The sequence below is a fragment of the Deltaproteobacteria bacterium genome, assembly GCA_003696105.1.
In the GTDB taxonomy this organism is placed as follows: Bacteria; Myxococcota_A; Polyangia; order Haliangiales; family J016; genus J016.
Window position 1 is genome coordinate 21,928 of record RFGE01000164.1, and the last position, 11,625, is coordinate 33,552.

Below are 11,625 nucleotides of genomic sequence, written 5' to 3' on the forward strand. Positions count from 1 at the left end.
GCGCGACGGCTGCCGTCACACCGGCATGACGCCGCGCTTCTTGTGCGGGCGCTCGACGACCCGGGACCAACTCATCGCGATCGCCTCGCACAACACGCGACGCGTTTCGCGCGGGTCGATGACGTCGTCGATCAATCCCCAGCCGGCGACCTTGTAGATGTCAATGTGCTCCGCGATCGCGTCGACGATCCGTTTGCGCAGGTCGGGCGCCGGCGGCGCGTCGCCGAACAGCTTGGGCGCCGCGATTTCGACCATGCCCTCGGCGCCCATGACGCTGATCTCGGCGCCCGGCCACGCGACGATCAGATCCGGTTCGAATGCGCGGCCCGCCATCACGAAGTAGCCTGCGCCATAGCCCTTGCGCACGACGACGGTGAGCTTCGGCACCGTGGCGGCCGCCATCGCGTGCAGCATCTTGGCGCCGTGGCGGATGATCCCGCCGTGTTCGGCCTGGGAGCCCACCATGAACCCGGGCACGTCCATCAGGAATACGAGCGGCAGGTTGAACGCGTCGCAGATCTGGATGAAGCGAGCGGCCTTGTCGGCCGCGTCGCTGGTGAGGATGCCGCCGAGGTGGCGCGGGTTGTTGGCGACGACGCCGCACGGGTAGCCGCCGAGGCGGGCCAGGCAGGTGACGATCGATCGGGCCCAGGCCGGCTTGATGTCGAGCGTGATCCCGTGGTCGACGACCGCGCGGATGACCGCGACCATGTCGTACGGCGATCTGGGGTTGTCCGGCAGCACGTCCAACAGCGCGTCGTCGGCGCGGTCGATCGGGTCGTCGCACGGAACCACCGGCGGCTTGAGCCCGCTGTGCTGCGGCATGTACGACAGGTACTCCTTGACGAGTTCGATGCATGCCTCGTCGCTGTCCACCTCGACGTCGGCGACGCCGGATACGCTGGTGTGGACGCGCGAGCCGCCGAGTTCCTGCGCGGAGACCTCCTGGCCGGTGGCGGCGCGCACCAGCGGCGGCCCCGCCAGCGCCATCGACGACCGCTCGCGGACCATCGGCACGAAGTCCGCCAGGCCGGGGATGTACGCGGTGCCGGCGGCGCCCGGCCCCACCATCGCCGCGACCTGCGGCACGACCCCGCTCATGACGACCTGCTCGCGGAACAGGGCGCCGGCGCCGGCAAACAGGGACAGCGTATCGCCATGGTGCCCGGCCTTCGGGTCGATGCGCGCGCCGGCCGAGTCGACGAGCCACACCATCGGCATGCGGCAGCGTAGCGCCAACTCGCGCAGCCGCGTCACCTTCACCTCGCCGATCGGTCCGATCGAGCCGCCCTTGACCGTGAAGTCGTAGGCGGCGGCCGCCACGTGCCGGCCGCGCACCTTGCCCCAGCCGCACACGACCGCGTCGGCCGGGACCGGTTCGGCGCCGGGGCCCATCGGCCGCCCGTGCAATCCGATCTCGAAGAACGCGCCGCCGTCGAATAGCAGCGCGAGGCGTTCGCGCGCGGTGAGCTTGCCGCGGGCGTGTTGCTTGGCGATTTTTGCGGGGCCGCCCATCGCCCGCGCCGCCGCGCGCCGGCGCTCGAGTTCCTCCACCCGCTCGCGCATCTTGGACATCGCGTCGCTCAGAAATTGCCGCCGCCGTCCGGCCACAAAATGGCGCGTGCGTCCTCGACCGTGGCCACCTCGCGGCCGGAGAGCTTGACGAGTTCGACTGCCTGGTCGACGAGTTCGCCGTTGGACTGCGCCATCCGTCCGTCGGGCAGATAGAAGTTGTCCTCGAGCCCAACCCGGATGTCCCCGCCGAGGCTCAGCGCCGCCATGCACAAGCGCCACTGGTCGCGTGAGATGCCGATGACCTTCCACCGCGAGCCCGGAGGAACGTTGGACGCCTGGAACGCGAGGTGGCGCGCGGTCGCCGGAATGCCGCCGAGCACGCCCATGATGAACGAGAAGTGATACGGCCGGTCGAGCAAGCCGAGGTCTTCGAGCACGGTGTACGAGTGCGTGTGGCCGGTGTCGAAGCACTCCATCTCCGGCTTGGCGCCGCAGGCGCGGATCTTCTCCGCGAACGCAATGATGTCGGCGAAGTCGTTCTGGAATACGAACTTGAACGCGAACCCTTTGTCGCGCCCGCGCCACTTCGCGTAGTTCATCGACCCCATGTTGAGCGCCGCGATGTGCGGGCGCAGTTCGAGGTGGCTGATGCGGTTTTGCATCGGGCCTGCCCCGCCGGTGGACCAGTTGATCAACACCGGGCAGCGTCGCGTCGTTTCCTCCATGATGCGCGCGAACACGTCCTTGTCCCACGTCGGCGCGCCGTCGTCGGTGCGCGCGTGAATGTGGACGATCGCCGCCCCCGCGTCGTAGGCGCGTTTCGCCTCCTCGGCGATCTCGACCGGCGTGTACGGGATGGCCGGGCAGTGCCGCTTCGTCGTGACCGCGCCGGTGAGCGCACACGAGATGATGACCTTGTCCTCCAGACTCATCGGATGTCTCCTCACCGGCTGGTGGCCGGTCGATCGATGGCGGGTCGCTCCGCGTCCGCCTGGTCCGCCGCTGCCACGGCCGCCTCGACGTGGGCGGCGACCTTGTTGAGCAACTTGACGAGTTGCCGTTGTTCCGCCGGCGACAGCGACTCGAGCGCATTGCGAAGCAGGTCCCACGGCGCCACGTCGATCCGCGCGGCGATGTCGCGGCCCTTCGGCGTGAGCTTGATGCGCCACACGCGGCGGTCTTCCGCGCTCTGTTCGCGTACGACGAGATCCGCCGCCACCATGCGGTCGACGATGCCTGTGACCGTCGAGTTCTGCGCGGCCATCCGTCGCGACAGCTCCGACAGCGACAGGTCGCCGATCTCCGCCAGCAGCTTGAGTACGTTCAGCTGCGTGGCGGTGATGCCGTGGCGCGCGCACTGCTCCTTGGCCAGCCGGCGGCTCTCGGCTTGCAGATAGATCGCCGTCTCGACGATGAAGCCGATCGCGTCCGGGTGGCGCTGGCGCCGAGACATTTCGTTATACGAAATATCCGGGTGCCGAACGAATGTCAAGCGCGCCGCGGCGCCGCCCTATTCGGCCAGCGCGGGGATCTCGATCGCGACCCCCGCGTCGGCCGCGCGCCGGGCGGCTGCCGGCGGTGGCGCCGCGTCGTGCGCGCCGCGCGGGGCGGCTGCCGGCGGTGGCGCGGCGTCGTGCGCGGCGCGCGGGGCCGGACGCTCGCGGCAGCCGCCGGCGAGCGCAGCGGCGACGGCAACCGCCGCCGTGCGCCTCGTGTACGAGCGTGTCACGCGGCGACGATGCCACAGCCGTTACGCGCATGGCCACTTGACAACAGGCGCGCGACCTTATAAACAACCCCCACCTCGATGCGGGGTGGAGCAGTCCGGTAGCTCGTCGGGCTCATAACCCGAAGGTCGCAGGTTCAAATCCTGCCCCCGCTACTCAGTGCGATGCCGCGCGGAGCCCATCGGGCTCCGCGTCGTTCGTTGTGCGCCCCCGCGACCCGGGACCGCGCTTCGCCGCGTCGGCTCCGGGCTCCGCATCGGATCGCGCTGCATGGGGCTCCGGCCCCGGTCGGGCACCGCACGGCCCGGACGCCTCTCGGGCCGCGACCGCGCGCTGCCGGCGAGGCCGCGGCCCGGCGGGGCCTGCGCCTCGCCGGCGCACGCGTTCACCGCGCAGCCCGATACTTGAACCACACGTCGATGATCGTGCCCGCCGCGGCACTGCCCTCCGCGTCCACGCGGACGAACCCGCCGGCCTGCATCAACCGACTCCCCGAGGCCGGATCGCGGGCGCCGAGTTCGCCGTGGTCGAGGTCGATCGACACCACGCCCTCGGCGACGGCGCGGGTGAGTTCGTTCGGCTGGCTCACGCCGTCGCCGTTGGCGTCGCGCCACAGCAGCAGATCGGCGAACCGCGCGTCGCGCGTGTCGACGATCCCGTCGCCGTTGCCGCCCTGGCCGGGCGCGTCGATGCGGGCGAGCGCGTCGAACCCGTCGGCGTGGCCGCGGCCGTTGCCGAACAGTTCGCTGCCGTCGTCGATCGTGCCGTTGGCGTTCCAGTCGAGGGCCAGCAGGGCGTCGTCGGCGCCCGTCGGCCACGCCGTGCGCACCGGCACGCCGATGCCGCGCAGGTCGAACACGACCCCGTTGCCGGCGGGCGCAAGCTCGAGGCCGTCGCCCGCGAGATCGAGCACGAGCGGCGAGTGCTCGCACAGGCCGTCGCTCTGTACGTCCTTCTTGATTGCCTCGACCTCCGAGTGGTCGGTGGCCTCGTCGAGATCTTCGAGATACAGCGCCTCGGCCAACCCGCGGCGGAAGGCGCGCGCGTAGCGCTCGTCGGCGGGGAAGTCCGGGCCGAGGACGCGCACCGCGTCCACTTCGGCGGCCAGGTCGCGCGCGTCGAGGGCGGCGGGATCGAGAAACGCTTCGCAGTCGGGATCGACCGGTTCGTCGTCGTCCGGGCAACCGTCGTCGCCGTCGTCGCCGCCGCCGACATCGTCGCCACTTCCGATCGTGCCGGTGTCCGGCGGGTTCTCCGTGTCGTCCCCCGGCGGGTTCTCCGTGTCGTCCCCCGGCGGATTCTCCGTGTCGTCGTCCGGCGGGCATTCGGTGTCGCCACTGAACGCCATCGTGCCGTTGCCGTCCGTGCCGCCCGACCGCACGACCATCACGGCGTTCCAGTCGTAGGGCACGGCCGCGCGCGGAGCGCTGAAGCCGGGCTCGTAGATGTAGCGGTGGCCGATGTAGCCCGGCAGGGTCTTGCCGTACAGGTACACGCCGAGCGCGTGCCCCTGTACGTACGCGCGATCCTCGAGGTCGAGGTGAGCGAGCGCCGTCCGATCGAACATGGTGTCGTCGAACGCGGTGGGGTCGCTGGGCGAGCGGTCGGTCGAGCCCGTGATCTCGCCGGCGCACGCGCCGAGGGTCATGGCCAACAGGGAGGCGGTGATGGATGCGGTCTTGGTCATGGCAAGCGGCTCCTCGAAACCCGGCGACTCGGTAGGTAGCAGGGAGCACGCCAACCCACATCGGCGGCGTATGTGCCGAAAACCACACCATCGAGGTCGCCCGCGGGGAGAGTTCGACCCACCGAGAATCGGACGAGGTCTCCGAAAATCGGAGAGGGGCGGGAGACGACGGCCGCGGTGCGCGAGCCGGGCGGACAGCGCGGGGGAGCGGTCGCGCGGCGTGGCCGGGCGCGGGTCGCCCCCGGCGCGCGCGCGACAGCGCGGCACCGAGGCCGGGGCGCGAGGCGCAGGCCCCCACGGGAACGGCAGGTCGATGTGAGGAACGAAGGCCGCGCGGCGGGGAGTCGACGGCACGCGAGGATCGCGGGCGCCGCAGGGGGCCGCCGCGAGGGTATAATCGACATCGATATCGTGGCGGGCTTCGGGGGGACGCGACGGTTTGCGGTCGACCGGCGGCTGGGCGAGGGCGGCATGGGCGTCGTGTACGCCGTGTTGGACCGCGACACCGGGAGCCGCTACGCGCTCAAGCGACTGCGCGACATCACGCCGGACGGGTTGCTGCGGTTCAAGGCCGAGTTCCGCGCGCTCCAGGGAGTGCGCCACCCGGGCCTCGTGCGGCTGCACGAGCTGTTCGAGGAAGACGGCCAGTGGTGCTTCACGATGGACCTCGTCGACGGCGTCGACTTCATCGACTACGTGCGCGCCGGCGACGGCGCGACGCCTCCCTGCGACGAGCGGCGGCTGCGCGACGCGTTCGCGCAGCTGGTGGACGCGGTCTCGGCGCTCCACGAGGCCGGCAAGATCCATCGCGACATCAAGCCCTCGAACGTGCTGGTCGACCGCAGCGGAGCGGTGCGCGTGTTGGACTTCGGCCTGGCGCTCGACATCGACGCGGGAGAGTCGCGCACGAGCGTACACCGGGTGGTGGGGACGGCGGCGTACATGGCACCGGAGCAGGCGGCGGGGCGTCGCGTCGGGCCGCCGGCGGACTGGTACGCGGCGGGTGCGATGCTGTTCGAGGCGCTGTTCGGCCGGGTGCCATTCGAGGGGCCCGCGCTCCAGGTGATGGTCGACAAGCAGCACGGGCCGCCGGACGTGCCGCCGGCCGGCGGGGTTCCGCCGGACTTGGTGGACCTGGCGATGGACCTGCTGGCGGTCGAGCCGGAGGCGCGACCGGACGCCGACGAGATTCGCCGCCGGCTCGGCCGGGCCGGCCCGCCCGGGCGCCCCGGTCCGCAGCGGCGTGCGCGCGGATCCACGCCCGGCCAGATCGGCCTCGTCGGGCGACAGCGGGAGTTGGCCGCGCTTCGGCGCGCGCTGGCGGACGCGCAGGCCGGCCAGCCCGCCACCGTGTGGATCTCGGGCGCGTCGGGCGTCGGCAAGACGGCGCTGGTCGACCAGTTTCTGGCCGAGCTCCCGGAGCCGACGCTCGCGTTGCGCGGCAGCTGCTACGAACGCGAGGCCGTGCCCTACAAGGCGTTCGACGAGCTCGTCGATGAGCTGTCGCGGTGGATGCGGCGGCAGTCGCCCGACCGCCTCGCCGCGGTCTTGCCCCAGCATGCCGGACTGTTGCCGAGGCTGTTTCCGACGCTCGCGCGGGTGGACGCGATCGCGGATGCGCCGGCGACCGGGGCGGAGGACCACAGCCCGGTGGAGCTGCGCGGCCTGTTGTTCGACACGTTCCGCGGCCTGTGGTCTCGGCTCGCGCAACAGGACCGGATCGTCGTCGTCCTCGAGGACCTGCACTGGGCCGACGCCGACAGCCTGCGCCTGCTCGAGGCGCTCACGCGGCCGCCCGACGCGCCCGCGATGTTGACCGTGATCACGAGCCGGACGCCGCGAACGGAGATGCAGGCATCGGGCCGCCCGCTGCGCCTCGACGGCCCGGTGCGCGACCTGGAGCTGCGCGCGCTCGATCCGCCCGACGCGCGGCGGCTGGCGGCGCGGCTGCTGCGGGCCGCCGGCGCCGGCCGCGCGGCGAGCGCCGCGGCGATCGCGACCGACGCGCGCGGCCACCCGCTGTACATCAACGAGCTGGTGCGACATGCGTTGACGGCGGACGCCGCACCCGACGCGCCGCCGGACCTCGACGCCGCGATCGGGGTGCGCGTGCGCCAGCTCGACCCGCCCGCCCGCCACCTGCTGGCGCTGGTCGCGCTGGCGGGCCGGCCGGTGGCCGCCGAGGTGGTGCGCGCGGCGGCGCAGATGCGCCGGCTCGAGTTCGAGCGCGCGGAGGGACAGCTGCGCGCGGCGGGTCTGCTGCGCGGGGTGCGCGGATCGCCGCCGGTCGTGGACGTGTTCCACGACCGGATCCGCGAGGTGGTGCGCGCCGGCGTCGACGCGACCGCGCGGGGCGCGCTGCACCGGCGCCTGGCGTTTGCCTACGCCGACGCCGGGGGCGCCGACGCGTACCCGGACGTCGTGCTGCAGCACCTGGTGGCGTGCGGCCGGACGCGGCGCGCCGCCGAGCTGGCCGCCGAGATGGCGCGCCGGGCGTTCGCGACCCTGGCGTTCGAGCGCGCGGCCGCTCTGTACGCGACGGCCGTCGACCTCGGAGGCGACGCGGCCGGGGATCCGTCGCGGCTGCACGCGGCGCGAGCCGACGCGCTGGCGTGCGCCGGGCGGGTGCGCGACGCGGCCGAGGCGTACCTGCGCGCCGCGGGCGGCGCGCCGCCGGCCGAGGGGCTCGAGCACCAGCGGCGCGCGGCGGAGCTGCTGCTTCACTCCGAGGCGATCGAAGACGGCGAGGCGCTGTTGGCGCGGGTGCTCGGCGAGCAGGGGCTGGCCCCGGTGGCGGCCACCCCGGCGGCGCTGGCGCGTGCGGTCGCGCGGCGCGCGTGGGTGCGGCTGCGCTACAGGCGGATTCCGCTGCGCGACCCGGCGTCGGTGCCGGTGGCCGACCAGGTCCGGGTCGAGACCCTGTTTACCGGCGCGACGTGTTACGCGCTGCTCGCGCCGGCCCGGGGGTTCGTCGACCAGGCACGCCATCTGCATGCGGCGTATCGCTGGGCCGACGCCGAGCGGATGGTGCGCGCGCTCGCGGCGGACATCGCGTTTCTCGCCGCGATGGGCCCCCGCGAGCTGCGCCGGGCCGAGCGCGCGCTCGCGCGCCTGCGGCGGCGGGTCGCCGGCCGCGTCCTGTCCGACAGCGACCGAATCTGGATCGCCGGCGCGGGCTCGATGACGGCCTACCAGCGCGGCCGCTACCGGGACGCGGCCGCTCGCGCTGCCGAGGCCGCGGCGCTCGTGCGCGATCGGGCGCCGTGGCTGTACTCGGAGCTGCGCATCATGCAGGTGTACCGGTTCTGGGCGCTGTATTACCTCGGCGAGGTGGGGGAGTTGGCGGCCGGCGTCGCGCGCGCCCGGCGCGAGGCGTCCGAGCGCGGCGACGCCTACACGTTCTTGTTGCTGAGCACCGGCCTGCTGTCCTTCGACGCGCTCGCGGCCGACCGGCCCGAGCAGGTCGAGCGCGCCGCGGCCGAGCTGAGCGCTCACGAGCGACTGGCCGCCATGCCGCTGCAGGCGTACTGGATCGGGTGGGGATTGGCCAGCGCCGACCTGTACGCGGGCCGCGCCGGCCGCGCGGTCGAGCGGGTCGATGCGCTCGACCGCACGCTGGGGCGCGACCGCGTGCGTCACGTCCCGCAGGTCCGCGACGAGTACGCGGGCCTGCGCGGGCGCGCGGCGCTGGCCGCCGGGGCGCCGGCGCGGGTCGTGCGCCGCGTGGCGTCCCGGCTGCTGCGCTCGCCGCTGGTCGGCGGGCCGCCGCAGGGCGAGCTGCTCGCCGCGGGGCTGCTCGCGCGCGAGGGCGATCGAGGGCGGGCCGAGCGCCGCGCCGACGCCGCGGCGCGCGCGTTCGCCGCCGCCGACATGGCGATGCACGCCGCCGCCGCGCGCTGGCGGCGCGGGCAGTGCGCCGGCGGGATCTTCGGGGACGAGCTGATCGCCGGCGCCCGCGATGCACTCGCGGCGATGGGGATCGCCGCGCCCGAGCGCGCAGTGCGCCTGCTCGCGCCCGGGTTCGACGACTGACGGAACCCGTCACGCGACGCAGCGGGATCGCTCGCTGCGCTCGCCCCCTCGGCGACCCAGCGCTCGCATCCGCCCCTCCGCCGTGCAGCGCGCGGCGGCGACCGTCGGCACCGCAACTCGTGCCAGATCGTCTTTACGGCCGCGGAGATACCGGTGCGATGGAACGCCGCACGTCAGGCTTCCAGTGTGCCCGGTGCGCCCACCGGCCCAGACAACGGGCTACCATCTTCGCATGTCCGACCGTCGGCTCGACGCCGCGTGGGCGTGCGCTTGCGCTGCAATCGCTGTCTGCTTGTATTCGCTGACGGTTTGTCGGACCGTGTATTGGTACGATTCCGCCGAGTACGTCGCCGCCGCCGTGGTGCTCGGCATTCCGCACCCGCCCGGGTACCCGCTGTACACCCTGATCGGCCACGTCTTCACGTGGCTACCGGTCGACCCCGCCCTCGCGGTCAATCTCATGAGCGCCGTGTTCGGTGCAGTTGCGGTGGCCCTCGCGTTCGTCGTCGTTCGCCAGTTGGGCGCCGCGCGCTGGGCATCCGCCCTCGGCGCGCTCGCTCTCGCTACCAGTGGGTTGTTTTGGTCTCAGGCCGTCATTGCCGAGGTCTACACGCCCGGCCTGGCGTTTTTGCTCGGCGTCATCGCGCTGACACTGCACGGCATCGCGTCCCGTCGCTCGGGTCTCCTCGTCGCCGCGGCGGCGCTCGCGGGCCTCGGCCTGGGCGTCCATCTGTCGATTGCGACGTGTGGGATCGGACTCGCGTACCTCGTCGTCTCGTCGGAGCCGCGCTGGAAGCGACGGCTCGCGGTGGCGTCGTCGTGCGCGGCTGCAACCGTCGCGGGCGCGTCCATCTTCCTCTACCTTCCATTGCGCGCATCCATGCGTCCCGTGCTGAATTTCGGCGACCCGTCGACGTGGGACGCCTTCGCTTGGATGGTCACGGGCGGCAACTACAAGCACTGGTTCCTCCACGACTACGATCTCGCCGAGCGCTGTGGCCAGGTCGCCGGCATCTTCTACGGCGAGCTTCTCATCGTCGGGTTGGGACTCGCGCTCATCGGCCTGGTGTCACTGGCTCGGAAGCGCCCTCACTACGCGACTGCGTTCGCGCTCATGATCGCGGGGAACGTATACACGTTCTTTAACTATGGCGTGCACGATCTCGCGGTGTTCTTTCTGCCGTCCATTGCGTTGCTGTTTTGCCTCGTCGGAGTCGGCGCGGACGCGCTCGTCGCCGCGTTGCCCGAGTACGTCAGCCCCCACCGCCGGCGCGCAGTCCGCGGACTGGCGGTCTGCGCGCTCGCCGGTTTTCCACTGAGCTCGGCGGCAATCAACTACTCGGCGGTCGATCTGAGCGACTTCACCGATGCACAGGACTACGGACAGCAACTGGCCGCTGACCTTCCCGCGGGTGCGGTGATCATCAACTTCACGACGCCACCAGAGTGGGTCGTCGACACGGTCTTCACCCACTACTTTCAAAAGGTGCGGGGCGTTCGTCGCGACGTCCGCGTGATCACGAAGCCGTCGGTGAACGAGGTCGACCGGCTGCTGAGAAACGGGGTTCCCGTGTATATGTTCGCACCCGTGCCGGCGGTCGCTCGCCTGTTCGAGGTGCAAGTCGAGGGCCGCGCGTTCCGTGTCGTCGCCCGCCGGCGCTGACCGCGGCCGGGTTGCGACCTCGCTGGCAGATCGTGCTGCCTGCGTGCCGTCGTTCGACCGCGGCGCCGCGCGCATGGCGTCGCGACGGTGTCGGCGCTGCCGCGAGGCGGCCGCGGCCCGGCGATCGCACCTGCGCGATCCGGGTCGAGCGCGACGCACCGAGGCGCCCTCGTCGCCGCGCGCCGCAACTGGCAACGGCGCGCCGCACGTTCCCGCGGTGAACGGGGAAGGTGGCCCACGCGTCACATCGACCGGTCGGGCCGCCAGGGCATACAGAACAGGGAGACCCGCACTATGCCCTCGAGGTCCAGCCGCTGGGGAGACGAATCGGTTCCAACGCAGCCCAACACGATCTGCAGCCCCATCCTCGGGTTCGACGTAACCGTGTAGCGGGGCGTCCAAAAGCTGGCCAGCACGCGAGTCACGCCCGGGCGAACCGGCCACGACAAGGCGGGCATCAGAGCCACCGCCACGACAGGGCGCTCCTTTGACCACTTTGCCCCTTTCCACCGGAGGTCGGGGGTGTTGAGGCCCACGAGATCCAAGGTGCGCCGATCCGAGAAATAGCGGACCGCACCGGCGTCGTACGTCGCGATCCACGCGTCTTCGGGAATATGAGCGGCCATCCACAGGCCGATCGTCCGCTGGAGTTCGTTGATGTTCCGGGTGTCGTTGTGAAGTCGGCGACTCTCGTGGGGGTAGAGAATTACCGCTCCGGCGAGGCCGACCGCGACGAACGTGCCCGCGAGCGTGCGCGCGAGCCAACGGGGCCGGGACGCAGCCAGGAGAACGATGCCGACAACGCACGCAACTACGAGAAGAGGGACGGAGGGAAGCAGGTAGCGGACGTGATAGAACGCCCCGGGATCGACGGGCGAGACGATCAGGAGATTGGCCACCGCGTAGGCGATGCCAGTGAGCAGCGGCAGGACCAGATTGCGGCGCCGCGCGAACCCCGGCACTCTCAGGTAGCCGCCCAGAGCAAGCCAGGTCACCGTGCC

General features: G+C 72.2%; 8 protein-coding genes and 1 tRNA gene. 3 read left to right on the forward strand and 6 right to left on the reverse strand.

Annotated elements, in window-relative coordinates:
• Positions 1–15: 15 nt before the first annotated feature.
• Genes D6689_11050 through D6689_11065 form a run of 4 tightly spaced genes read right to left on the reverse strand, consistent with a single transcriptional unit; the run spans position 16 to position 3,244 of the window.
• Positions 16–1,566 (reverse strand): acyl-CoA carboxylase subunit beta, encoded by a 1,551-nt coding sequence (locus tag D6689_11050; GenBank protein ID RMH41484.1) that lies wholly within the window; start codon positions 1,564–1,566, stop codon positions 16–18.
• Between the two features lie 17 nt (positions 1,567–1,583).
• Entirely contained in the window at positions 1,584–2,447 is an 864-nt protein-coding gene (locus tag D6689_11055) for a 3-keto-5-aminohexanoate cleavage protein (protein ID RMH41476.1), read from the reverse strand.
• A gap of 11 nt (positions 2,448–2,458) precedes the next feature.
• Complete coding sequence (locus D6689_11060; protein ID RMH41477.1) at positions 2,459–2,968, reverse strand: MarR family transcriptional regulator; 510 nt, start codon at positions 2,966–2,968, stop codon at positions 2,459–2,461.
• A gap of 57 nt (positions 2,969–3,025) precedes the next feature.
• Positions 3,026–3,244 (reverse strand): hypothetical protein, encoded by a 219-nt coding sequence (locus D6689_11065; protein RMH41478.1) that lies wholly within the window; start codon positions 3,242–3,244, stop codon positions 3,026–3,028.
• 79 nt (positions 3,245–3,323) lie between these two features.
• On the opposite strand from D6689_11065, the gene D6689_11070 reads away from it, so the two are divergent.
• A tRNA-Met gene (locus D6689_11070) sits at positions 3,324–3,397 on the forward strand.
• Positions 3,398–3,627: 230 nt separating this feature from the next.
• Here D6689_11070 and D6689_11075 read toward each other — a convergent pair.
• The gene (locus tag D6689_11075) at positions 3,628–4,929 is read right to left on the reverse strand and encodes a hypothetical protein (protein RMH41479.1); all 1,302 of its coding nucleotides are present in this window, start codon (positions 4,927–4,929) and stop codon (positions 3,628–3,630) included.
• A 411-nt stretch (positions 4,930–5,340) separates the two neighbouring features.
• On the opposite strand from D6689_11075, the gene D6689_11080 reads away from it, so the two are divergent.
• Positions 5,341–8,961, forward strand: a complete 3,621-nt coding sequence (locus D6689_11080; GenBank protein RMH41480.1) for a hypothetical protein — start codon at positions 5,341–5,343, stop codon at positions 8,959–8,961.
• On the forward strand, positions 8,888–10,624 hold the full coding sequence (locus D6689_11085) for a DUF2723 domain-containing protein (GenBank protein RMH41481.1): 1,737 nt from the start codon (positions 8,888–8,890) through the stop codon (positions 10,622–10,624). The genes D6689_11080 and D6689_11085 overlap by 74 nt, the downstream gene beginning before the upstream one ends.
• A 242-nt stretch (positions 10,625–10,866) precedes the next feature.
• Here the strand turns inward: D6689_11085 and D6689_11090 are convergent, their stop codons facing one another.
• Positions 10,867–11,619 carry a hypothetical protein gene (locus D6689_11090; GenBank protein RMH41482.1) on the reverse strand — a complete coding sequence of 251 codons (753 nt, stop codon included), beginning with the start codon at positions 11,617–11,619 and terminating at the stop codon, positions 10,867–10,869.
• Positions 11,620–11,625: the final 6 nt, after the last annotated feature.